22 protein-coding genes and 1 pseudogene are annotated in these 21,431 nt (G+C 71.7%); 11 read left to right on the forward strand and 12 right to left on the reverse strand.

Going from position 1 to position 21,431, the window contains the following annotated elements:
* Positions 1 to 25 precede the first annotated feature (25 nt).
* Together OH807_RS01140 and OH807_RS01145 are read right to left on the reverse strand one after the other, a co-directional pair.
* Positions 26 to 787 (reverse strand): annotated as a pseudogene (locus OH807_RS01140) (histidine kinase); the annotation flags it as partial.
* A 153-nt stretch (positions 788 to 940) separates the two neighbouring features.
* Entirely contained in the window at positions 941 to 1,792 is an 852-nt protein-coding gene (locus OH807_RS01145) for an alpha/beta fold hydrolase (RefSeq protein WP_406192548.1), read from the reverse strand.
* A gap of 50 nt (positions 1,793 to 1,842) precedes the next feature.
* Between OH807_RS01145 and OH807_RS01150 the strand changes: the two genes are divergently transcribed.
* Entirely contained in the window at positions 1,843 to 2,235 is a 393-nt protein-coding gene (locus OH807_RS01150) for a winged helix-turn-helix transcriptional regulator (RefSeq protein WP_406192551.1), read from the forward strand.
* 43 nt (positions 2,236 to 2,278) lie between these two features.
* Positions 2,279 to 2,611, forward strand: coding sequence for a hypothetical protein (locus OH807_RS01155; protein WP_406192554.1), 333 nt, complete (start codon positions 2,279 to 2,281; stop codon positions 2,609 to 2,611).
* 506 nt (positions 2,612 to 3,117) lie between these two features.
* Here OH807_RS01155 and OH807_RS01160 read toward each other — a convergent pair.
* The gene (locus OH807_RS01160) at positions 3,118 to 3,792 is read right to left on the reverse strand and encodes an alpha/beta hydrolase (RefSeq protein WP_406192557.1); all 675 of its coding nucleotides are present in this window, start codon (positions 3,790 to 3,792) and stop codon (positions 3,118 to 3,120) included.
* 311 nt (positions 3,793 to 4,103) lie between these two features.
* Between OH807_RS01160 and OH807_RS01165 the strand changes: the two genes are divergently transcribed.
* Positions 4,104 to 4,457, forward strand: a complete 354-nt coding sequence (locus OH807_RS01165) for a hypothetical protein (RefSeq protein ID WP_406192560.1) — start codon at positions 4,104 to 4,106, stop codon at positions 4,455 to 4,457.
* 520 nt (positions 4,458 to 4,977) lie between these two features.
* Positions 4,978 to 5,595, forward strand: coding sequence for a tetratricopeptide repeat protein (locus tag OH807_RS01170; protein WP_406192563.1), 618 nt, complete (start codon positions 4,978 to 4,980; stop codon positions 5,593 to 5,595).
* Between the two features lie 91 nt (positions 5,596 to 5,686).
* Here OH807_RS01170 and OH807_RS01175 read toward each other — a convergent pair whose 3' ends face one another.
* The 3 genes from OH807_RS01175 to OH807_RS01185 all read right to left on the reverse strand — a co-directional run bounded on the left by OH807_RS01175 (position 5,687) and on the right by OH807_RS01185 (position 8,574).
* A complete protein-coding gene (locus OH807_RS01175) occupies positions 5,687 to 6,355 on the reverse strand; it encodes a hypothetical protein (protein WP_406192566.1) in 669 nt (222 codons plus the stop codon).
* Between the two features lie 348 nt (positions 6,356 to 6,703).
* Positions 6,704 to 7,546 (reverse strand): siderophore-interacting protein, encoded by an 843-nt coding sequence (locus OH807_RS01180; RefSeq protein ID WP_406192569.1) that lies wholly within the window; start codon positions 7,544 to 7,546, stop codon positions 6,704 to 6,706.
* Between the two features lie 173 nt (positions 7,547 to 7,719).
* Positions 7,720 to 8,574 (reverse strand): alpha/beta fold hydrolase, encoded by an 855-nt coding sequence (locus OH807_RS01185; RefSeq protein ID WP_406192572.1) that lies wholly within the window; start codon positions 8,572 to 8,574, stop codon positions 7,720 to 7,722.
* A gap of 76 nt (positions 8,575 to 8,650) precedes the next feature.
* Between OH807_RS01185 and OH807_RS01190 the strand changes: the two genes are divergently transcribed.
* From OH807_RS01190 to OH807_RS01200, 3 genes are all read left to right on the forward strand, one after another.
* A complete protein-coding gene (locus OH807_RS01190; protein ID WP_406192575.1) occupies positions 8,651 to 9,616 on the forward strand; it encodes a DUF5937 family protein in 966 nt (321 codons plus the stop codon).
* A 144-nt stretch (positions 9,617 to 9,760) separates the two neighbouring features.
* Positions 9,761 to 10,132 (forward strand): hypothetical protein, encoded by a 372-nt coding sequence (locus tag OH807_RS01195; RefSeq protein ID WP_406192578.1) that lies wholly within the window; start codon positions 9,761 to 9,763, stop codon positions 10,130 to 10,132.
* The gene (locus OH807_RS01200) at positions 10,129 to 10,746 is read left to right on the forward strand and encodes a hypothetical protein (RefSeq protein WP_406192581.1); all 618 of its coding nucleotides are present in this window, start codon (positions 10,129 to 10,131) and stop codon (positions 10,744 to 10,746) included. The genes OH807_RS01195 and OH807_RS01200 overlap by 4 nt, the downstream gene beginning before the upstream one ends.
* A gap of 230 nt (positions 10,747 to 10,976) precedes the next feature.
* On the opposite strand, the gene OH807_RS01205 is transcribed toward OH807_RS01200, so the two are convergent.
* Positions 10,977 to 11,597 carry a VanZ family protein gene (locus OH807_RS01205; protein ID WP_406192584.1) on the reverse strand — a complete coding sequence of 207 codons (621 nt, stop codon included), beginning with the start codon at positions 11,595 to 11,597 and terminating at the stop codon, positions 10,977 to 10,979.
* Between the two features lie 483 nt (positions 11,598 to 12,080).
* On the opposite strand from OH807_RS01205, the gene OH807_RS01210 reads away from it, so the two are divergent.
* The 3 genes from OH807_RS01210 (at position 12,081) to OH807_RS01220 (ending at position 13,742) form a co-directional block, all read left to right on the forward strand.
* The gene (locus OH807_RS01210) at positions 12,081 to 12,242 is read left to right on the forward strand and encodes a hypothetical protein (protein ID WP_406192587.1); all 162 of its coding nucleotides are present in this window, start codon (positions 12,081 to 12,083) and stop codon (positions 12,240 to 12,242) included.
* 173 nt (positions 12,243 to 12,415) lie between these two features.
* A complete protein-coding gene (locus tag OH807_RS01215; RefSeq protein WP_406192590.1) occupies positions 12,416 to 12,589 on the forward strand; it encodes a hypothetical protein in 174 nt (57 codons plus the stop codon).
* A 43-nt stretch (positions 12,590 to 12,632) separates the two neighbouring features.
* A complete protein-coding gene (locus tag OH807_RS01220; protein WP_406192593.1) occupies positions 12,633 to 13,742 on the forward strand; it encodes a DUF4037 domain-containing protein in 1,110 nt (369 codons plus the stop codon).
* 152 nt (positions 13,743 to 13,894) lie between these two features.
* Here OH807_RS01220 and OH807_RS01225 read toward each other — a convergent pair whose 3' ends face one another.
* The gene (locus OH807_RS01225; RefSeq protein WP_406192596.1) at positions 13,895 to 14,968 is read right to left on the reverse strand and encodes a twin-arginine translocation signal domain-containing protein; all 1,074 of its coding nucleotides are present in this window, start codon (positions 14,966 to 14,968) and stop codon (positions 13,895 to 13,897) included.
* 257 nt (positions 14,969 to 15,225) lie between these two features.
* Between OH807_RS01225 and OH807_RS01230 the strand changes: the two genes are divergently transcribed.
* A complete protein-coding gene (locus OH807_RS01230) occupies positions 15,226 to 15,915 on the forward strand; it encodes an ATP-binding protein (RefSeq protein WP_406192599.1) in 690 nt (229 codons plus the stop codon).
* On the opposite strand, the gene OH807_RS01235 is transcribed toward OH807_RS01230, so the two are convergent.
* The 4 genes from OH807_RS01235 to OH807_RS01250 form a co-directional block, all read right to left on the reverse strand.
* On the reverse strand, positions 15,830 to 17,581 hold the full coding sequence (locus OH807_RS01235) for a glycoside hydrolase family 35 protein (RefSeq protein WP_406192602.1): 1,752 nt from the start codon (positions 17,579 to 17,581) through the stop codon (positions 15,830 to 15,832). The genes OH807_RS01230 and OH807_RS01235 overlap by 86 nt on opposite strands.
* Positions 17,582 to 17,676: 95 nt before the next feature.
* Positions 17,677 to 19,014, reverse strand: a complete 1,338-nt coding sequence (locus OH807_RS01240) for an ABC transporter substrate-binding protein (RefSeq protein ID WP_406192605.1) — start codon at positions 19,012 to 19,014, stop codon at positions 17,677 to 17,679.
* Between the two features lie 211 nt (positions 19,015 to 19,225).
* Positions 19,226 to 20,116 carry a carbohydrate ABC transporter permease gene (locus tag OH807_RS01245; RefSeq protein WP_406192608.1) on the reverse strand — a complete coding sequence of 297 codons (891 nt, stop codon included), beginning with the start codon at positions 20,114 to 20,116 and terminating at the stop codon, positions 19,226 to 19,228.
* On the reverse strand, positions 20,113 to 21,063 hold the full coding sequence (locus OH807_RS01250; RefSeq protein WP_406192611.1) for a carbohydrate ABC transporter permease: 951 nt from the start codon (positions 21,061 to 21,063) through the stop codon (positions 20,113 to 20,115). The genes OH807_RS01245 and OH807_RS01250 overlap by 4 nt, the downstream gene beginning before the upstream one ends.
* Positions 21,064 to 21,431: the final 368 nt, after the last annotated feature.

Here is a 21,431-nt window from a genome sequence, read left to right on the forward strand (position 1 = left end):
CCGAGTCGCCCGTCGCCTCCAGAACACCGAACAGGTAGCGCAGTTCGGTCAGGGCCCGCCGGCCGGCGTCGCTGACGGCAGCCAGCCCCTCCACGGCGCGTTCCGGCGCGGACGTGATCAGGAACTGCGCCGCGTCGGCCTGGATCACCATCGCCGTCACGTGGTGGGTGACCACGTCATGCAGCTCGCGGGCGACCCGCGCCCGCTCGGTGACGGTGGCCGCCTCGGCGGCCAGCAGCCGCCGCCGCGCCTCCTCCGCCCGCCACGCGCGCACCCTGCTCCCCGCCAGCCAGACCGTGGCCAGGATCAGGAAGAACGCGAGGTAGTCCGGCACCGACTGCGGCGAACCGAGACGGTGCAGGACGACGGCCAGCACCGCGCCGCCCGCGCCCGTCGCGAGGGCCAGGCCGTGGCGGAAGCGGACCTGGTGGGCCCCGGCGGAGTACAGGGCCACGTACAGCCCCACGCTCGCGAACGTCGTCCCGAAGCCCAGCGCCTGGTGCACGGCGAACGCTCCCGCGATGACGGCCAGACAGGCCGCGGGCCACCTGCGGCGGACCACCAGAGGCAGGGCCTGGGCGAGGGCCAGCCCGGTGCCCGGCAGGTTCGCCGGGTGCTCGGGCAGGTCGCCGATCTGCGCACCGATGCCGGACAGCGTCGGCACGAAGGCCGCCAGGGCGAGCGCGAGGGCGAGGACGCCGTCCTTGAGGAGGGCGTCCCGCTCCCGCCACCGGTCGAACGGCGGCCGCAGCGATGCGAGGCTCCGTGGCGCCCGACGGAGTGTCATTTCCTCTTCCTCCAGTGGGTCCGGCTCAGTGGCCCGCGTGTCGGCGGGTCCTGATGCCGCCCTCGCGGTGGGCGAGCACGAGCATCGGGGCGGCGAGGGCCAGGGCCATCAGGACCGGCGCCACCGATGCCTCCAGACCGAAGCCGCCGCCGGTCAGGAGCGCCGAACCGTGGACGCCCACGGTGAACAGGCCCTCGGGGGCGTGCCCGGAGACCGGGATGCCGAGCAGCTGCTCCGCGGTGTTCCAGGCGAAGTGCAGACCCGCGACGATACGTCCAGCAGGAGCTCGGCCAGCCGGTCCGGCACGGTCACCATGCAGTCGTGGCCGCTCCGCAACTGCCGCACCCGCGACGGGGCGCCGTTGGGCTGCGTCGCGGGGACGGGACGGCGGGCGACGCCCTCCGGCATGCTGCCGACGCAGTGGATGTGCGTCCGGGGGACGGCCGCCGCGGCCGGGTTGCCCAGGCGGACGGGCTGCTGGAAGCAGCGCGCCGACTCGTCCGAGAGCAACGTGCGCAGCCAGGCCACGTCCGCCGGTTCGGTGACCCCGAACAGGCCTGCGGGAGCAGCTCCTTGCGGCATGGGCGGGATGCGCCAAGGGGCGTCGGAGCCGGCGGCGCGGTCCAGCAGGTACCTCGTCGCGGGCATGACGTCGAGCACGCTCTCGCCGTCGGCCGGGACCATCGCGTCGAGGTAGACCAGGGCGGCGATCCGGTCCGGGACCAGCTCGGCCACGGCGGACACGACCATCCCGGCATAACTGTGCCCGACCAGAACCACGTCCGTGAGGTCCTCGCCGAGGAACAGGCCCACGACGTCGGCGACGTGCGTGTCGAGCCCCACCTCCGGGCCGAGCAGGTGCGCCCGTTCACCGTGCCCGGTGAGCGAGGGGGCGAGCACCCGGTGCCCGGCCCGGGTCAACAGGGGCGCAACCCGGTCCCAGACACGGCCGTTGTGCCAAGCGCCGTGGATGAGGACGTATGTTTCCGTTCGCGGTGTACTCATGGCACAGGACGCTACGGACCCGACAGTTACCTCTTGGTACCCTCCGACCCATGCGCGACTCAGCGGGACAGGTCTTCCTCGCCGACTGCCCGGCCCGGCTGGCGATCGAGATCATCACCAGCAAGTGGGCGGTCGTCATCCTGTTCGCCCTCAGCCGCGAGCCGCGCCGGCACGGCGAACTCGCCGACCTCATCGGCGGCGTCTCGCGCAAGGTGCTCACCCAGACCCTGCGCAGACTGCAGGGCTACGGCCTGGTCGAACGCCGCGCGTACGCCGAAGCGCCCCCACGCGTCGAGTACAGCCTGACCGAACTCGGCCTGACGCTCGTCGAACCGATCGCTGCGCTGACCGACTGGGCCCGGTCGCACGGGGAGGCCGTCGTCGACTTCCAGGAAACCGACTTCCAGGAAGCCGCGAAACACGGCCCGGCATCCACCGGGTGACCTGAGCCCGGCCCTGGAAGAACCCGCCCGCACCGCCGGCCACGTGCTGGACGGCCCGGTCGGCGAGGACCGGGGCCACCACTACGGACGACCGGTGCGCCTGGGCAAGATCGTCGTCCACCGGAACCTCATCGGTGACTCCGGGATCGACCACCTGCTGGCCCAACCGGATTGGCCCCGGGCAGAGAAGCTGGCCGGCCACGACGGCGACTGGAACGGACCGGGCCTGTCCTGGCGCGACATCGCGCACATTGCCGAGACGCCCGACCTGGCCGCACCCGGCGTGCACGACACCGCGGCCCCGACTCCTCCTGCTGCCCCTCCTCACCAGAGGGCCGTGGCGCAACTCCTCGGGGTTACGGGACAACCCGAATGACTGTCGGCGTACCCATCGATGAGCTCCGTCGCCGATCTTGCGATCGCGAAAGCCCGTACACGGTGCACGGCTGCGGCTTACGATCGTGGCCCATGGAGCCGACTTCACCGAGACCACTACCTGCCCAGACCCTCCGCAGGCCAGGGCAGCAGGTAGCCCTGTTCATCGTGGGGGCGTGTTTTCCCTGTTGGCTGCCGGGATGCTGATCAGTGGGGAGCTTGCCGAGGATCCTGCTGGCGCAGTGATCTACTCCGTCATCGGCGCGGGTGGCTTCTGGATTGTGTTCCGCAGCTGTGTCATGGGAGTGAGGATCGATTCCAGCGGCCTCACCGAACGTGGGCTGGGACGATCGAGAGTGCTTCCGTGGTGTGTGATCGGCGCGGTCAACACCGGTGATGGCCCCGGCTCTGCCCCGGCGCAGGCTCCTGGATTGCTCCTCAGGAACGGTGAGCAGGTGGGACTCGGTGCCCTCTCCTCGTTCTCCGGCCGAGTGATCGGCGCCGACTTCAATCGGCGGCGCCCACCTGCTGACGCTCAATCAGGTCGGCCACGGCGACCGGGCGGGCCAGGTAGGGCGAGTGGCCGGTGTCCCACACTTCCGTGCGCGAGCAACGCCCGGCGAAGCGGTCCGGAAGGGGAGTCGCGATGGTCCGGTCCCGCAGTCCGCGGAGGTAGATCGACGGGGTGTCCCGCCAACTCACGCGCGTAGGTGTGGCGTCGAAGATCGACGGAGGTTCCGGACGGAGCAACTCCACCGCACGCGTGGCCGCCGGTTCGTCGACGTCGCCGTAGAGCTTCGCCCGGGCATCGTCCGGGTCCACGTAGAGCCGCCCGTCCACGTCCGGCAGCACGAGCAACCCCTCGCCGGGCTCGCCAGGGGTCTCCGCGAGCACTCTGGCCGGGGATTCACCGATGTCGAGAATCCAGCTGTTGAGGAAGACCAACGCGGCAGCACCACGCACCGTCCCCGCAGTGACACCCCCGAACGAATGTCCCACCACCACCGACGGCTCCGACGAGCCCGAGACGATGGCCTCGACCTTCGCGGTGCTCTCGGCGAGCGACAGCCCGTAGAGGTCGGGCACCTCCACGGACAGATCCCGGGCGCGCAGCAGAGCGGCAAGTCCGGCGTAGTGAGCGGGCTGGTGCCAGGCTCCGTGAAGGATGATCACGTTAGTCACTTACGCACATTACCTCCCATCACCCGGCCGACGGCACGAACTGCGCACAGCCGGTGAACGTGCTTCCCGCACACGAGGTGTGAGCCTACGTCAAGCGGTGCCGACGGTGCGTAGTGGTGAGCTCGATGACCAGCGACTACCGGGTGGTTTCGGCGTCGGGATGGTCGGCTCCGGGCAGCCGGTCGGCGGGTACCGGCCCTGCGGTCGGGTGTCAGTGGAAGACGATGGCGTGACCGTCGACGCCCGCCTCCGGTCCGAGGAGGAGCGGATCGCCGAAGTCGACCGGTATGTAAGTAGCCCGAGTCGTCCGCGTGGCAGAGGAGATGGGAGGCGAACATGGCCGTCTCGTCATCGATCTTCCGGCAGTCGCGCTCGTACTGCGCGGCGTCGGTCTCCAGGGCGGAGGTGATCGGCTCACCGTGCTCGGCCAGCACGAAGGCGCGGCGCAGGTGGGTCAGATGGCCGTACGGGAAGCCCGCCATGACGGCGGGGACGACCGGAGGATCGCCGATCTCCGGTTCCTGCCAGTCGATGCCGACGGCTGCGAGTGCCGTGGTGAGGCGCGCGAACGCGCGACGGTGGTACGCGAGTCCCTCGGCGTCGTGGCGGGCCTGGTCGTCCAGCAGCCCCACGGTGATGGAAAGTCCCATGGCCGAAGAGAGTAGCGAGCACCACACACGGCGGCAGGCAGTGGTCTGTGCGGAGATCCACCGGACGAAGCGATCCGAGCCTGGTCGGACCGGGTCGGGGCCGTACCCGCACCGGCCGGCCCTGCGCCGCTCACGCGTCGGCGGCCGGGCCGTGCAGACCGGCGGCACCCTTGCAGGTCTCCAGCACCGGGGCGCGCTCCACCCATCTGGCTGCCTCGCCGGACGCGGCATTGGAAGCCGGGTTGCGGCACGCGATGCCACACTGACCTCCGCCACCGACCCGGCCCTCGCGGCGAATCAGCGCGACGATGCCCGGGCCGAGGCCAGGGTGGATCGCCCGACCTCGGCCACCCCCGATCCCCAGACCCTTCCATGCGCTGTCCGAGCACCTTCCGCCCCCACCCGGGCAGCAGGAACCAGGGCACCCTCGCAGGCGATCTCGTCAGGTTTCCGGGAGAGCCTCACCGGTCAACCCGTGCCCGTTCCGCTCAGGATCCGGTGACGGGATGTCAGTCTCCGGTGATAGAGAAGGTCCATGGATTCCGAAGCTCTGCCGCCGTCCGTCGATCACTCGGCCGAAGCCTTGTTCAGGCGTGGGTGCCTGGCCCATGAGGCAGGGCAGTGGGAGCACGCCCGGGAGCTGTTCGAGAAGGCGGTCAGCAGTGCGGACTCGGACCCGCACATGCTCTGGCGCGTGACAGAGTCCTGCCTGGACAGCGACGAGGCAGCATCGTGGATGCGGCGGGCCGTGGTCACGGAGAGCGAACCGGGCGGAATCACGGTCGACCCCGAGGCCTTCGGGATCCTCGGGGGCGGTGGCCGTCCGCTGGTCCAGAACTGGGAGATCGTCGTCGAGTCGGATGAACCGGCCGGCGTGGTCGCCGCACTCACCGCCGCTGAACCCCGCCTGATGCGCGTGTTCGAGGACGGCCGCGAACTCTCCCCGGAGGCGGCCGAGGAACTCTGGGACGACGCCTGCCCTCCCTACAGTCCCAACTACGCCGCCGTCGACGCCACGGTGCCCCGCATCTGGATGGACTGCAAGGACGGGATCTATCCGCACATGGCCCGCACCGCGCTGCGCATCGTGACCGACGAACTCCGCAAGGCCGGGGTGCGGCGGGCACATCTGTTCAGCCGACCCGACAGGTGACGAACCACGGACCCGCACGGGCCCGCTCACGGACTGGGCCGGCTCGGCGCCGTTACCACCGGATCTGCCCGGCCGTCCGACCGCACTGGTGTCACCAGTCCGGATTGACCTGCTGCGGCGTCCGCCGCGCCCCGGTGAGCAGGTTGTTCGAGCGTTCGTGCAGATCGCCGACGCGATCGACCACCTGGACGCGGACGCGGAGCGTGTCGATCACGCCCATCGCGTGCGGGGTGAACCAACCGAGCACGGCACGTTCCTGCCCAGCCAGTGGCGCCCCGCGTGCCCACATCTTGACCATGTAGTCGACGTCCGCGCGCAGTCCGACGCGCTTCAACTCGTCCGTCAGCCCGTCGAGATCGAGCCATGACTCGACAGCCGGCTGCTCGTGCCCCAGGAACCGCACGGAGTACCTGACCTCCCGGACGGTCGCTGCGTCCTGCGCGCCGTTGCGGATCTGGCAGCCCCAGACCAGTACGTCCGCGTCCGGTGACAGCCGGACCACTCGTCCGTCGAACCCGATCATCGGGCGTATCGCGGTGGCGTACTGCGCCCGGGCGAGCAGACCGCCGCTGGTCGCCAACACCGCCGCAGTCGCGCTCTGGATGTCGAGGAGCTGGATCGGCGCGGCGCCGGGGTTCGTCGCCGCGAGATTCTGCTGGACGATCGTGTACACGAGGAGCAGGCCGGCCACCCCCGCCAGGCAGATCAGAAGCTGCCAGAAGATCCAGTTCCGCCGAACGATCCGTTGCGTCGTCTCCAACTCTGCCCCCAGATGCCGAACATCACCGTACGGCGTCGGTCGGCGGCGCAACAGACAGCATGTCGGCCGGCATCTCCTCGGGACACGCGTCCGGACGCGCCCGAACGGCCGCCCCTCCGCAGCGCGGCGGGGAGGGACCAGGAGCTGTCCCGCCCTCCCCTGCGCCAACTCCTCCCCCACAGCAGGGCGGGGCCGGCCGCGGCGTGCGAGCGGGCGGCGGCCGGATCACCACCCTGCGGGGCACCGTCGCCGCCCGGTACACCCGCCGCCGGACGCGGGCCGGCGTCCGGCGGCGTCCGGCGGCGTCCGGCGGCGGGGGCCGCTGCCCCACGACGCGCGCGGCCCGGATCAGCCGGTGCTCTCCTGCTCGGCCTCCACCCGCGCGTTCCACTCGCGCTTGGCCGCCCGCCAGGCCTCGTCGCTCTGGCCGAACCGCCAGTAGCCCGAGACCGACAGCCCCTCGCGCGCGATCCCGCGCTCCAGACGCAGCAGGCGCCGCAGCTCCTTGACGAAGCCCGCCTCGCCGTGGACGAACACGGATGCCGTGCCCGCGGGGAATTCCAGCGCCCTCACCGCCTCGACCAGCATCTCGCCCACCGGACGCGCGCCGCGGTGCAGCCAGTTGACCTCGACCCCGGCGGGCGAGACGATCTTCTGCTCCTCCGCGGCGTCCGCGACCTCGACGAAGGCGTGCACCGCGGCACCGGCCGGCATCCGCTCCAGTGCCGCGGCGATCGCGGGCAGCGCGCTCTCGTCGCCCGCCAGCAGGTGCCAGTCGGCGCCCGGGTCGGGGGCATAGCCGCCGCCGGGACCCTGGAAACGTACCGTCTCGCCGGGTTGTGCGCGGGCCGCCCACGGCCCGGCCAGGCCGTCGTCACCGTGCACCACGAAGTCGACGCTCAGCTCCCGCAGCGCCGGATCCCAGGCCCGTACGGTGTACGTCCGGGTCGCCGGCCACTGCTCGGGCGCGAACTCCTCGCGGATGCGCGCCAGGTCGAACGGCTCCGGGTAGCGCACGCCCTCGGGTGCGAAGAGCACCTTGATGTAGTGGTCGGTGAACTCGCCGGCTTCGAAGCCCTCCAGCCCCGCACCACCGAGGACCAGACGCACCATGTGCGGCGTGATCCGCTCGGTACGCAGCACCTGCGCTTCACGGACCTGCGGTGTCCGGCGGGTAGGTCGATCTGCCATGAGGCCCCCTCGACATGATCATAAGGATGTAGTTAGGTTTGCCTAAGTTAACACCCCGGGGGCCCGCCGGCCCAGTACCGGCCCTGCGGCCGGCCCCGGCCGAGGAGAACCCGAGCACGAACGCGACACCCCCGACGGCCCTCGGAGCGCGGCAGCCCGCCCGGGGCGCACTGTCAGCGGACGGTGGAGAGGAAGCCCTCCACCGTGGCCGTGAACGCCCGCTGGTCGTCCAGCCACGGATAGTGGCCGGCGCCCGGCTGGATGGCGAGCGTCACCTCGGGAAAGAGTGGGGCGGCGTCGGCGGCGGCCCGGGAGGTGGGCCACAGGTCCACCTCGCCCGCGACGAGCAGCACGGGGCAGGGCAGGGCGCCCAGACTGCGCCGGAGTTCCTCGGTGTCGGGCGTGTAGTCCTTGTAGTAGTGCTCGCTGACGGGGAGCGCACGCTGGGCGGGGTCGGCGGCGGCGTGGGCGCGGGCGGCGTCGTCCCACCGGCCGTACATCAGCGGCTCGAAAGCGAGGCGATGCGGCGCCGCCTCGGCGAAGGTGTTCGCGGCCTTCACGTGCCGGTGCGCCGTCACGGCTTCGGCGTGCCAGGGTTCGCCCGCACGGGCGGCGATCACCTCGTCCGCTCCGGTGTCGGAGGGCAGTCCGACACCGGCGAGCGAGGGGGCGACCAGGGTCAGGCTGTCGAGCCGGTCGGGGTGTGCGGCGGCGTAGAGCATGGCCAGGCTGCCGCCGGCGGAATGGCCGAGCAGGTCGAGATGGTCCAGACCGAGGTGGCGGCGCAACGCCTCGATGTCGGCCACCAGGCGGTCCACACGGCAGGTGGCCAGGTCGGCGGGCATCGCGGAGGCGCCGGTGCCGCGCGTGTCGGGCAGGATCAGGGTGCGACGGGCGGACAGGCCGCCCAGGTCGCCCAGGTACTCGGCGGCGCGGCCGGGGCCGCCGGGGAGGCAGAGCAACGGCGGGCCGTCGCCGATCGTGCGGAAGGCGAGCACGGTTCCGTCGTACGAGGTGAAGAACTCCATGCCGGACAGCCTGTGGGGTGCCGGCCGGGCCCGGCTATCGTTCAGCCACAGCTAAACGATCAGGGGGCGGGCAGACATGGCGGTGGAGATCCGGCTCTCGGCAGCCGAGGTGGCGCGCGTGCGGCTCGCGGTGTCGCCGCTGGCCGAGACGGTGCTCGGGGTACGAGCGGCCCTCGGTGTCGGCGGGCACGAGGTGCACCGGCGGTGGGTGCGCGACGCGGAACCGGTACTGGCAGCGGAGCCGGAGTCGCCGTTGCTGCGGATGCTGCTCGAAGGCTGCCTGCCGTCGTTCCTGTTCCCGGTGCCGCAGGAGCGTCTGCCGACGTTCGACGCCGAGTTGGCGGGGCTGCGGACAACGGACCCGGCATACGTCGCGGCGGAATGCGCCGCCGCGCTGGGGCCCCGGGCCGGAGAACTGCCGGGGCCGACGCTGCTGCTGGAACGGGTCGCCGGCGCGCTGGCGCGCTGCCACGCCAGGCTGGTGGACCCGCACTGGGGGCGGATGCGGACAGTGCTGGAGGCGGACCTGGGCCGGCGTGCGGTGGCGCTGGCGGACAGCGGACTGGAAGGACTCTTCGCGCAGTTGCACCGCGATGTGGTGTGGCGGGAGGGCGAGTTGGTGGTGCACGGGCGCCGCCGCCCGGGTACCGCGTGGACGGTCTCGGCGGGTGGCCACGGACTGGTGCTGATGCCGTCCGTCTTCGGCTGGCCGGACGTGATCGTCGACTACGCCCCGCGCGTCGCTGCCTCCATCCGCTACCCGGCGTCCGGTGTCGGGCTGCTCTGGGAACAGCCGCGCCCGACGCCCGACGGCCTCGCCGCCGTCCTCGGTCGCACCCGTGCCGCGCTGCTCGCCGAGCTCGGCGAACCGCTGAGCACCCCCGACCTCGCCGCCCGGCTGGGTGTCACCGCCGGCGCCGTCTCCCAACACCTCGGCGCCCTGCGCGGTGCGGGGCTCGTGACGACTCGCCGCACGGGCCGCACGGCCGTACACCTGCGCACCCGGACAGGCACGGCACTCGCCATCGGGCCGTCGGACTGACCCGGGCCGGGCACCGCTGCACCATCCCTTTTCCCGATCGGGGTCGGCGACCGTTCGAGCCGGCTCGCCGGGTACCTCCGTGAGCGAATCTTCGGCGTCAAGGATTCCTTGACACGGAGGCCGCGTCAAGGAATCCTTGACGTTGTGAACGCTTCCCAGGACATTCCGACCGGGGCCGCCCCCTCCAGCGCCGCCTCTTCCGCCTTCGCCCCCGCGCTGGGGCCCCTCGCTGTCGCGACCAGCCTGATCGCCGTCGTCCTGTCGCTCGCCGACGACCTCGGGGCGGGCGCCACCACCGCGCTCATCGCGGCGGACGTCGCCCTCGTCGCCGCGATGGGGGCCCTGCTCGCCACGCAACGGCCGCAGTCCGCCCCCGCCGCCACCTCGAACGGCCGGGGCGCTCCGGATGATCCGGATGCTCCGGAGCGTGCTGTCCGGCGACTGCGGGACGACGAACTGCTCGACGCCCTGGAGCCCTTGGGCCCTGCCGACGACGCTCGGGGCCACCAGCGATGAGCGACTCCGAACTTCTCAGCCGGCAGGAGATCGCCGCCATCCGGGAGGAGATCGCGGGCGCTGTGCTCCGCACCCCCGAGGGGCTCGCCGAATCCCTGGAACGCGACCCGGAGAGCTTCCTGCGCCTGGTGGCCGCGGCCCGGATCGGCGCCGAGGAGTCCAGTCGGCTCCTGCGCGAGGCCATTCAGGGAGCCCGGGCCGCGGGCCACAGCTGGGACAGCGTCGGCAGTGTCCTCGGCGTGAGCCGGCAGGCCGCCCAGCAACGGTTCGCCGTCAAGGCGTCGGCCGTGAAACCGGGCTCCGCCGAGGGCGGGGCGGACGGGACCGCTGCCCCGGACGGCGGACCGGTGCGCCGGGTCATTACGCCCGTCACCGCCTTCAACGAGATGGCCGAACTCGACGCGGCCGGGCACGACGGCTGGCATCTTGTCGACTACGGAACGCTGTTCCTCGTCGTGGAGGCCTCCGACCGGGCCTGGGAGCACCGACGCGTCTTCGTCGGCCAGCGCCGCCGCATGAACGCGGACGGGTGGACACAGGTGGGCTCCGGATCCTTCCCCTGGGGCTACTACAAACGCCCTGTGGACCGCCCGGACAGCCCCGACGCGTCCTGAACCACGCATCGGCCCCGGCGCGGACCCACACCCTCCCCGACCGCACACCGGACGCCGTGGTCGTCCACGCCGCGGGGCTGGGCCCGCGCCCGGCGTGAACCCGACAGCCCGGCAGCGTGGCGGCACGCAGCGGCAACCGGGCCGGAACCCGGCAGTACGAGGCGGCAACCGGCGAGGCCGCGACCTACGTGCAGCCGACCGAGCAGTCGACACCTCGAAGGCTCGGCGCCTCACCGCCCCGGGCCGTCGGCACCGCGCCGACCGGGGCGCCGCTGGACCGTCCCGGCCAGTCGGCGCCCCAGCAGCAGGTAGCCGACCAGCGCGCCGGTGGTGTTGAGCAGCACGTCGTCGATGTCGAAGGCGCGACCGGTGATCAGGGCGCCCTGAACCAGCTCGACCAGCACCATCACCGCTGCTGTCCGCAACAGCACCCGGAACAACCCGCGGGCTTTCGGCCAGAGCACCGGGAGCAGCAGCCCGAACGGGACGCCGAGCAGCACGTTGCCGCCCACCTGCCGGCCGGCATCGAACGTGGTGGCATGCAGCAGGTAGTGGCGCAGCGAGTCGCCGGGCCGCACGTTGCTGTGCACCTGGCCGACCGCTCCGGGGACGGCCACCAGGGTGACGCGGGCCAGCGCCGCAGCGAAGACGACCGCGGCCAGGAAGGCCGCGATCAGGACGAGCCAGCGGACGGCGATCGCCATCCAGGCCTCGCGGCGGGCGACGGAGGCCTGCGCCGCTCCGGCTCCTCCGCCCACTGCCGCACCGACCGGCTCCCCTCCCGTCAGGCCCTCCCCCACCCCCTCGTCACGAGGCCGTTTGCCGTACTCGCCGTACTCGCCGGCGTCCATGCGATCCCGACGACGCCGGCCCCACGCCCTGCCCGCACCAACGATCCGCCCCACCATCTCCACCCCTCCAACTCCCTTACGCTGGAGCGGTCGTGTACCCGGATCGCCCGTGCTCACACCGTGCGCGGCGGCTGTCGAAGGCGGCCTGCTCACGGACCGGCCGGCGGACCGGCAGCCGGTCCGCCGGATCCCTGTCGGCCTTCGAGCGGTCCCGAACGGCAACCCGGGTGCCCGCTTCATCGCCCCGGACGGTCCCCGGGGCACTCCGTTCCGGCAGGACCTCACGGCCGCCGAATCACCGCCACGCAGAACCTGGGAGTCAGTCGTTACCAATACCTTCGATCAGCAGGCGATTCTCTGAACGGAGCGTTAAATGCAAGCCTGCACCTCGTATTTGGGTGTAGGCTCTGAAGCGCAGAGGGTGGTCCGAAGGGTCGGCATCGCGGTGATGTCGACGGATCAGCCGCGAACAGGGGGAGCATCATGACCTACCACATCGAGGTGGCGCGGGCGACGATCGACGAGCGTCTGCGCGAGGCCGAGAAGCACCGCCTCGCGCGCGCGCTCCGACTCAAGAGCCGCGCCGAGCGCACCGCCCGACGGGCACACCTGGCCCTGGCGGGCCTGGTCGGCCCGACCGTATGAGCATCACCCGCGATGGGTCGTCACCGCTGCGGCGGTGACGACCCATCTGCACTCTGCAAGAAGCGGCCCATCACCTCACCGTGCGCGCACCCGCCCGCCGTCCCGTGCGGTCGGCACCGCGGTGCTGCCCGCGCCGGCCGGGGCAACGGACCGGCGCCACCGACGTCCAGCGCTTGGCGGCCAACGTCGTCGGCCGCTACGCCGTCGACCATCGCCAGGGTGGGCGGGCCGCACGGACGGCCGCCACCCAGGTCCGGCGCCTCGGAGTGTCGCCCGGACCGGTCAAGTACGAGGGCAGCGGGCCCACGGCCGAGACCGCCGGGATGCTGCACCTGCGAGGTGCCTGATATCGAGTGGACCCCGGCGCCCGCCGTTGGCCACAGTGGCCTCATGGTCACACCTACGGCCGCTTTCGTCCCCGGCCTTGAACTCTCCAGGATCCTGTACGAGGAAGCCGTACAACCGCTCCTCGATGGCGCCTACCCGGGCCTGCGGTACGCGGCCGCGCGGGTCGGGCCGGGTTCGGAGGTGCTCGGTTTCGACACCCCGAGGTCGGCCGACCACGACTGGGGTCCGCGTCTGGACCTGTTCCTCGCCGCCGAGGACGTTGCCCGGCACGCCGCGGACCTCAACGAGCTGCTGGCACACCGGCTGCCGAAGCAGGTGCACGGCTGGCCCACCCACTTCCGGCCCAGCGGTGACCCGAGTGATCCGGTTGCCCACCTGGAGGTGACAGCGGGGCCGGTCGCCCACCGGGTGGTGGTGCGGGAGGTGAACACCTGGTTGGCCACGCAGCTGGGATCTGCTGCGGCCGGGACGGACGGGAAGCTGACCGCACGTGACTGGCTGGCGATGCCGCAGCAGAAGCTGGCCGAGGTGACCGGCGGGGAGGTCTTCCACGACGGCCCGGGCACTCTCACCGAGGCCCGGCAGCGGCTGGCGTGGTACCCGGATCAGGTCTGGCGGTATCTGCTGGCCTGCCAGTGGCAGCGCCTCTCGCAGGAGGAGGCGTTCGTCGGCCGCTGCGCGGAGGCCGGCGACGAGCTCGGCTCCGCGGTCACGGCTGGGCGCCTGGTGCGCGACCTGATGCGACTGTGCCTACTGCTGGAGCGCCGTTACGCGCCCTACACGAAGTGGCTCGGCAGCGCCTTCGCGCAACTGGAAGCGGCGGAGCGGCTGATGCCGTCCCTGCGGGGCACGCTGGCCGCCACCGACTACGCGGACCGGGAGCGGCACCTGTGCGACGCGTACGAGACCGTCGCCCGGATGCACAACGCCGCCGGCCTCACCGCTCCCGTGGAACCGACCCGCCGCCCCTACCACAGCCGCCCATTCCTGGTTCTCCACGCGGAGCGGTTCAGCAGCGCCCTCGCACGCACACTCACCGATCCGCAACTGCGCGACCTGCCCCTGACCGGAAGCGTCGACCAGTGGGCCGACAGCACCGACCTCCTCGCCCGGCCCGATGTCGTCCGGGCGGCGGTGCACGCGCTCACCTGACGGCACCGCAGCACCCGGGCGGGGACCACTCCCCCGGTCGCCGGAGCGGTATCGGGCAGGCTGCTTGTGCTTTCGGTTGTGCTCGGCGCCGCGTCTTGAGCCCTCTGTAGGCCCTGGGCGGTTGCCCCTGGTCTGCAGAGGGCCGGCCCGGGTCAGCTGAAGGCGACGCCGGACACTCGGGCCTTGTAGAACTTGGCGTCGTACCCGTAGCCCGTCAGGGGGCGCGTGAAGTACTTGCTTCCGGCGCCGTCGAAGAACTGCACGTACGTATTCCAGTAGCCCTTGTCCGGGTCCGGAAAGTTCACGGGATCCGTGACGTTGATCGCCTGCAGCCAGAATGACTCGCCGGAGGCAGTTCGGGAGTAGGACTTCACGCCGGCCCCGGTCGGGGTCCACAGCTGCGGGGTTGTGCCCGACTTGTCCAATCTCCTCACCGTGCCGCCCTCGGTGAGGAGCAGGTATCGGGAGTCGCCGTAGTCCGCGTCGAGGCCGTGGCCGTTGGAGACGGGGATCCGCACGCCACTGTCCGCGAGCCTGAAGCCCAGGGCGGTGCCAGTGCATGCGTACCTGACGAGCAGATCGGTACCGAGCACCCACAGGTAGGTGCCGTCGTACCAGAGACCGTGCGCGCCGTTGAACTCGAACTCGTCGACCTTGGTGAGGCTCGCGGGGTTGTCGGACTGCCCGGGCCGGGGAGCGTAGACGGTGAGGAAACCCTGCCGGGTCACCGGCTTCCCACCCTCGATGGTGGTCACCGCGGGGTGGTTGCCAGGGCCGCCGAACCCTGTGTCCTGCTCCGAGGACGCCACCACGACGGCCCCGACGCCGGGTATGCGTTCGATCGCGTGCGGGTTGCCGTAGGGCCTGGCGGACCAGAGCAGCGCGTCACCGTCCCCGATGTCGACCATGCCGACCTTGCCGTAGGACGCGGCGACCAGAGCCACCCAGCCGTGCGCGGTGGTGTCCCGGAACCTGACGTCGGACAGGTTGGTCCAGGTGTTGAAGCCGTTCACGACCGCGGACGGTGGCGTCCAGGCCCACCTGCGGTTCTGCGGCGTCCAGTCCGCGTTGGCCGGATGGATGAGGATCTGGTTCTTGGCCTGCTCGCAGACGGCCACGTCGTACGTGCCGCCGACAGCGTGTGCGCCGGTCGGCAGCGCCAGGGATGCGAGCGGCGCGCCGACGACTGCGGCAGCGGCGCCCTTCAGCAACGATCTACGGTTCACTGACTCCCCCGAGTTATAGATCTTGACCGAGGGAGAAGCTATCCCATCCGACGACGGCGCGTCACGACCCCGCGACCGCCCGGTGACCGGTGGATGGGGACCATCCGTGCGGGCCCGGGGAGCAGACCGGCCCGCGCGGGCTCGGGCGGCGGCCGCGGGGCCGCAGGGAGCAGCAGCAGGGACTTCCGCTCCTCGACGGCCGGGAGGGGCCACCCCCGCGCGCAGGCGCGGAAGCGGGCCCGGCTGACGTGGGAGACGTGGGGCGGGCGACCGGCGCGGCGGGCGACGCGCTGCTGGTGGTGTCCGAACTCGTGACCAACGCGGTCGTGCACGCCATGCCCCCGGTCGTGATGACCCTCCGTCGCACCTCGGACGACAGCGTGCGCATCGAGGTCTCGGACGGCGGTCCTTCGTACGCCGGGACCGCTCCCGAGCAGCGCGGCGGTCCGGCGGAGAGCGGGCGCGGGCGCGGCATCGTCGCCGCCCTCGCCATCGCCCACGGCGCCGTCCGCGATCACGGCAGCGCCGTCCACTGGGCAGTGCTTCCCCTCACCCGAGCGCTCGGCGCAGACATCCGGCGTGACGGGCCGGTGCCCGGTGCCGGAGACCTTCGCCGTCACCTTGCGCCGTCGCCGCCGACCGCCGCCACCGCGTACACACCCGCCACGGCCCGGCACGGCACGGCTCCGCCCCCGAGCTCCTCCCGGTCCCAGCCGTCCAGGAGCCCGGCGACAGCCCCCGGGGTACGGGGGTGCCGCGGCAGGCCGGCCCGCGCCCAGCGAGCGGCCGCCCGCACGCGCGATCCGGGGTGCGGGTTGCGGATACGCCGGCGCGCCGGGAGGCCGGGAGCCGGTCCGGTTCCTACTCCTCGGTCGGTCCGAGGTCGGGCGTCTCACACAGTTCGACGGTCAGCGCGCGGGGTGCGGCGTGGAGTTCCAGCACGATGATCTCGTTCGACCCCTGACGCAGGACGGGGCCGGGCACGTAGAGCGAGCGCTGCGGCCCCCGGGACCAGTGACGGCCGAGGTGGAAGCCGTTGACCCAGACGTTGCCCTTGGTCCATCCGGGCAGGTGGAGGAAGGTGTCGGCGACTTCGTCGAGCTGCACCGTGCCCCGGTGGAACGTCGGGCCGACCGCCGTCGGGGTGTTCTCGGTGAAGCGGAGCCCGTCGAGGGAGCCGAGCGGCAGGGGCCGGCTGGTCCAGCCGGCCGGCTCCGTACCGTCCAGCAGGACCCTTCCCAGCACCCCCTTGCGGTCGTGGATCCCGCTGCCGTAGTTCACCCGGCCCTGGTTCTCGACCAGAATGCCGAGCCGACTGCCCTCGCGCGGCACGGTGAAGGCCACGGCCTGCTCGTGGTTCTCGCGTTCCAGCACCCCGACGGGCTGCCCGTCCACGAAGACCTGGGCACGGTCGTGGACGGCGCCGAGCTCCAGCAGGACGGGGCCGGCCGCCGGCAGGGTGGTCTCGTAGAGGACGAATCCGAAGTCCTGGCCCAGCTGCTCCATGGTGAGCGGCCGCTCGGAGACGACGGCGGCGCCGAGTACGTCCAGGTCGTCGAACAGCGGCGCGCGGGCGCCGAGCCGGATGCCCGTGGCGGCGATCTTCGGACCGGGGGCGGGCACCGGTTCGGCCGGGACGGGGGCGTACTTGGCGATCACCTCGCGGAAGGCCTCGTACTTGTCGGTCGGGTCGCCGGCCTCGTCCAGCGGGGAGTCGTAGTCGTAGGAGCCGACGGTCGGCCGGTAGGTGTGCTTGTCGTTGGCGCCGTTGGTGAAGCCGAAGCTGGTGCCGCCGTGGAACATGTAGAGGTTGACCGAGGCGCCGGTGGCGAGCACGGTGTCGAGTTCCCGGGCGGCCTGCGCGGGGTCGCGGACGACGTGGTGGCCGCCCCAGCGGTCGAACCAGCCGATCCAGAACTCGGTGCACATCAGCGGGCCGGTCGGCTGGTGCGCGCGCAGGGCGGCGAGCCCCTGCTCGGAGCGGCTGCCGAAGTTGGCCGTGGCGAGGAACCCGGGGAGGGATCCGCGCGCCAGGTCGCCGGGCTGGTCGCAGGTGAAGAGCGGGACGTCGACGCCGCCCCGGCGCAGGAGCCGGGCGAGGTGGGCCAGGTGCGCGGTGTCGTCCCCGTAGGCGCCGTACTCGTTCTCGATCTGGACCGCCAGGACGGGGCCGCCGTTGGTCGACAGGTGGCGGCGCACCGCCGGCAGCAGGCGCTCGAAGTAGTCGTCCACCGCGGCCAGGTAGCGGGGGTCCTGGCTGCGGAGGAGGATGCCGGGGTCGGCGAGCAGCCACGAGGGCAGCCCTCCGCCCTCCCACTCCGCGCAGATGTAGGGGCCCGGTCGCAGCAGGACGTGGAGCCCTTCGGCGGCGGCCAGGTCGAGGAAGGCCGGCAGGTCCAGCTCGCCGTCGAGGCGGAAGTCGCCCGGGTTCGGCTGGTGGAGGTTCCAGGGGACGTACGTCTCGACCGTGTTGAGGCCCATGAGCCGGGCCTTGCGCAGCCGGTCGGCCCAGAGCCCGGGGTGGACGCGGAAGTAGTGCAGGCCGCCGGAGATGATCCGGAAGGGCTGGTCGTCGAGGCGGAATCCCTCGTCGGTGATCTGCAGGACGGGCATGGTGCTGGAGCTCCTGGGGGAGAGTGGGTGCGGCGCAGGACCGGTCGCGGTGGCGCCGGCCGGCCGGGTCGGCGGCCGGCCGGCGCCACCGCGGATCAGGGGGAGGTGACCTTGAAGCCCTGCTGGTTGCCGTAGTCGACGATGCGCTTCTGCCAGGCGCTCAGGCCCGCACTCATGTCGGTCGAGATGTTCTGGCCGACGGTGTCCTTGAAGACCGAGTTGGAGTAGAGCTGGTACGGCAGGTACTGCCAGCCCTTGCCGACGGCGGCGGAGGAGTCGGCGAAGAGCCGGTTGGCCTTCTGACCGCCGAGACCGGCCACAGGCTGGTCCAGGAACGCCGGGTCGTTGAGCAGTTCGGCGGTGGCGGGGAACAGGCCGTTGGCGGAGAGCGAGCGGACCGCCTCGGGGTCGGAGTTCAGCCAGATCGCGAAGGCGGCCGCGGCTGCCTTGTTCTTGCTGGTGGCGGGCACCGCGACGGCGGAGCCACCGTTCTCGGAGGAGACGTTGTCGCCCGCGTTCCACTGCGGAACGGGCGCGGCACGCCAGTCGCCCGCGGTGTCCGGGATGGTGGAGGCGAGGTTGCCGGGGGCCCAGGCCCCGATGATCCACATGGCGTACTGGCCGCTGCCCATGGACTGCCACCACTCGTTGGTCCAGCCCGGGGCGGTGTCGACGAGCTTGCGGTTGATCAGGGACGTCCAGAAGTCGGCGGTCTTCCTGGTGCCGGTGTCCTGGAGGTTCACCGAGACGGAGGAGGCGTCCTTCCGCTGGAAGGGCCGGCCGCCGGCCTGCCAGATCAGGCTGTCCACCCCACCGGCGTCGCCCGGGTCGATGGAGGTGATGAACCGCTTCGGGTCGGACTCCTTGATCCTGACGGCCGCGGCCTCGAACTCCGCCCAGGTCCTGGGCGGCTCGATCTTCAGCTCGTCGAGGACCTTCTTGTTGTAGAACATGGCCAGCGGTCCGGAATCCTGCGGGACGGCGTAGACACCGTCGGCCATCGACACCTGCGACCAGGCGGAGGCCGCGAACTTGGGCTCCAGGGCCGCCGCGCCGTAGTCCTTGAGGTTGACCAGGCGCTTGGAGAGCGCGAGCTCGGGCAGGGCGAAGTACTCGACCTGGGCGACGTCGGGGCCCCCGCTGCCGGCCTTCACCGCGGTCTGGAGCTTGGTGTACTCGGCAGCCGACTGGCCGGCGTTGACGACGTTCACCTTGATCTTCGGGTACTTCTTCTCGAACAGGGCGACCGTCTTGTCGATGTTCGGGGCCCAGGTCCAGAAGGTCAGCGTGGTCTCGGTGTCCAGGGCGGCGCTCGGATCGGCGGAGACGGCGGGAGCGGCGTCCGAGCCGCAGGCGGTCAGGGTGAAGGCGAGCGCGGCTGCCGGCACGAGTGCCAGGAGTCTGCGGCGCGACGGGAGGCTTGCACGGGTCATGGCGTGGATTCCTTGCTGGGTCGGGTGGGGAGGGCCGCCGGGGCGGCCCGTGCGGCAGGCCCGGACACGGGGGCGGGCCGGAGGGAGGCCGGAGCAAAGGGGCCCGGAGGAAGGGAAACCGAGAGAGGGAACCGGAGGAAGGGAAACGGAAGAAGGGGAGGGGAGGAAGGGGAGTGGAGCGGAGGGAGGGGAGCGGAGGGAGGGGAGCGGGCTACTCCTTGACGCTCCCGGCGGCCAGACCGGACTGCCAGAACCGCTGGAGGAAGAGGAACGCGACGACGAGCGGGACGATCGCGAGCACGCTGCCGGTGATCACGAGGGGATAGAAGCCGGTGGTCGTGGCTCCGCTGCCGGCCGCACCGGTGGCCAGGGCGTTCCACTGGTTGAGGCCCACCGTGAGGGGGAACCACTGCGGGTCGCTCAGCACGATCAGCGGCAGGAAGTAGTTGTTCCAGGTGGCGACCAGCGAGAACAGCAGCACCGTCACGAAGCCGGGGGCGAGCAGGCGCAGCGAGATGGTGAAGAACGTCCTGATCTCGCCGGAGCCGTCGATGCGGGCCGCTTCGAGCATGGAGTCCGGGACGGCGGAGAGGGCGTAGACGCGCATCAGGTAGACGCCGAACGGGCTGACCAGGGAGGGCAGCAGGACGGCCCACGGAGTGTCGATGACGCCGATCTTGCTGAACAGCAGGTAGGTCGGTACGGCCAGGGCGGTGCCGGGGATCGCGACGGCTCCGAGGACCACCGCGGCGAGGGCGGTGCGGCCCCGGAACCGGTACTTCGCCAGCGCGTATCCGGCCGCGGTGGAGATGAACGCGGCCCCGCCGGCGCCCACCACCGCGTAGAGCAGCGTGTTGGCGAACCAGCGGAGGTAGATGCCGTCGTCGTAGGTCACGACGTTCCACACGTTGTCGAAGAAGTGGAACCCGTGCCCGAACCACAGCCCGAAGCTGGTGCTCAGGGAGTTGGAGTCCTTCGTGCTGGAGAGCAGCAGCCAGGCCAGCGGAAGCAGCGCGTAGAGGAGCATGAGCCCCATCGCGGCGGTGAGCGCGGGGCTGGATCGGCGTGGCCGTCCGCCGGTCGCGGGGGTCTTGACACTCACTGGCTCTGTTCCTTCCGCATCGACCGGGCCTGGACGGCGTAGGCGACCACTGCGGTCACCCCGCCGAGGACGACGGCGACGGCTGCCGAATAGTTGAACTGCTGGCCGTTGAAGGCCAGGTTGAAGGCGTACATGTTGGGCGTGTAGCTCGTGGAGATCACGTCCGGGGCCAGCGACTGCATCACGTTCGGCTCGTTGAACAGCTGGAACGTGCCGATGATCGAGAACACCGTGGCCAGTGCCAACGCAGGCCTGAGGGCGGGGAGTTTGATGCTCCAGGCCTTGCGCAGCTCGCCGGCGCCGTCGACCTCCGCGGCCTCGTACAGCTCCTGCGGGACGGTGCGCAGCGCCGCGTACAGGATCAGCATGTTGTAGCCCGCGTACTCCCACGTCACGACGTTGCCGATCGAGGCGAGCATCCAGGAGTCGCCGAGCAGCCGGGGGACGCCGACGTGCAGGGCGTCACCGACCTGACGGATCAGCCCGAAGCGGTCGCCGTACAGGTAGCCCCACATCAGGGACGCCACGACGGCCGGGACGGCGTACGGGACGAAGATGCCGATGCGGAACAGGCCCGGCCACCGGAGCCGCCCGCTGTCGACGGCCAGCGCGGCCAGCAGTGCGAGGGACAGCATCACGGGCACCTGGACGAGCAGGAAGAGCGTGACCCGCCAGAGCCCGGCCCGGAAGAGCTCGTCGCCCAGTGCACGGGTGTAGTTGTCGAGCCCGACGAAGACGGTCCCGCCGACCAGCCGGTCCTGGAAGAGGCTCAGGTAGGCGGCGTAGCCGAGCGGTGCCGCGATGCCGATCACGAAGACGATCAGGAACGGGGCGAAGAACACGTAGCCGAAGGCGCCGTGACCGCGGCGGGCGGAGCGGGTGGCCGGCCGGGACCGGCTCGTCGTCCGAACCGGGGTGGACTGGGCGGGAGGGTGCGTCGTGCTCACGGAGGTGCCCTTCACGGCTGATGTTTACGCCAACATGAAGCTGGCGACGAGTCTTGACCGCCGGTAGCGGGGCCGTCAAGTGCCCGTAACAGCGCGATGCACCTTCGTGATGCGACCTCCCGGCCAAGCACACGCCCTGCGGCCGACCCCCCGGACAACAGGCGGTCCGCACTGATCCCAACGGGTTTCCCCTGGTCGGCGCGGTGGAAGCGGCTTCGGCAGACAGCCTGTCGCCGGCATCGGCAACGCCCGTCGAGGGCCGGCCGGTTGGGCCGACCCTGCCGGCATGACCCCACGCGCAGCCGGTGCGGGCGAACCGAAGGTTACGGGCGGATATCGGTCCGCCCACCCACTTGACGCGCGGGCCC

It is taken from the genome of Kitasatospora sp. NBC_01560, from assembly GCF_045208415.1.
In the GTDB taxonomy this organism is placed as follows: domain Bacteria; phylum Actinomycetota; class Actinomycetes; order Streptomycetales; family Streptomycetaceae; genus Kitasatospora.

Excerpts from the sequence above, each read along its gene's own strand:
- OH807_RS01180 (WP_406192569.1), bottom strand. The coding sequence starts at position 7,546 with ATGGCAGATCGACCTACCCGCCGGACACCGCAGGTCCGTGAAGCGCAG.
- OH807_RS01145 (WP_406192548.1), bottom strand. The coding sequence starts at position 1,792 with ATGAGTACACCGCGAACGGAAACATACGTCCTCATCCACGGCGCTTGG.
- OH807_RS01200 (WP_406192581.1), top strand. The coding sequence starts at position 10,129 with ATGAGCGACTCCGAACTTCTCAGCCGGCAGGAGATCGCCGCCATCCGG.
- OH807_RS01210 (WP_406192587.1), top strand. The coding sequence starts at position 12,081 with ATGACCTACCACATCGAGGTGGCGCGGGCGACGATCGACGAGCGTCTG.
- OH807_RS01205 (WP_406192584.1), bottom strand. The coding sequence starts at position 11,597 with ATGGACGCCGGCGAGTACGGCGAGTACGGCAAACGGCCTCGTGACGAG.
- OH807_RS01170 (WP_406192563.1), top strand. The coding sequence starts at position 4,978 with ATGGATTCCGAAGCTCTGCCGCCGTCCGTCGATCACTCGGCCGAAGCC.
- OH807_RS01190 (WP_406192575.1), top strand. The coding sequence starts at position 8,651 with ATGGCGGTGGAGATCCGGCTCTCGGCAGCCGAGGTGGCGCGCGTGCGG.
- OH807_RS01185 (WP_406192572.1), bottom strand. The coding sequence starts at position 8,574 with ATGGAGTTCTTCACCTCGTACGACGGAACCGTGCTCGCCTTCCGCACG.
- OH807_RS01240 (WP_406192605.1), bottom strand. The coding sequence starts at position 19,014 with ATGACCCGTGCAAGCCTCCCGTCGCGCCGCAGACTCCTGGCACTCGTG.
- OH807_RS01235 (WP_406192602.1), bottom strand. The coding sequence starts at position 17,581 with ATGCCCGTCCTGCAGATCACCGACGAGGGATTCCGCCTCGACGACCAG.
- OH807_RS01150 (WP_406192551.1), top strand. The coding sequence starts at position 1,843 with ATGCGCGACTCAGCGGGACAGGTCTTCCTCGCCGACTGCCCGGCCCGG.
- OH807_RS01220 (WP_406192593.1), top strand. The coding sequence starts at position 12,633 with ATGGTCACACCTACGGCCGCTTTCGTCCCCGGCCTTGAACTCTCCAGG.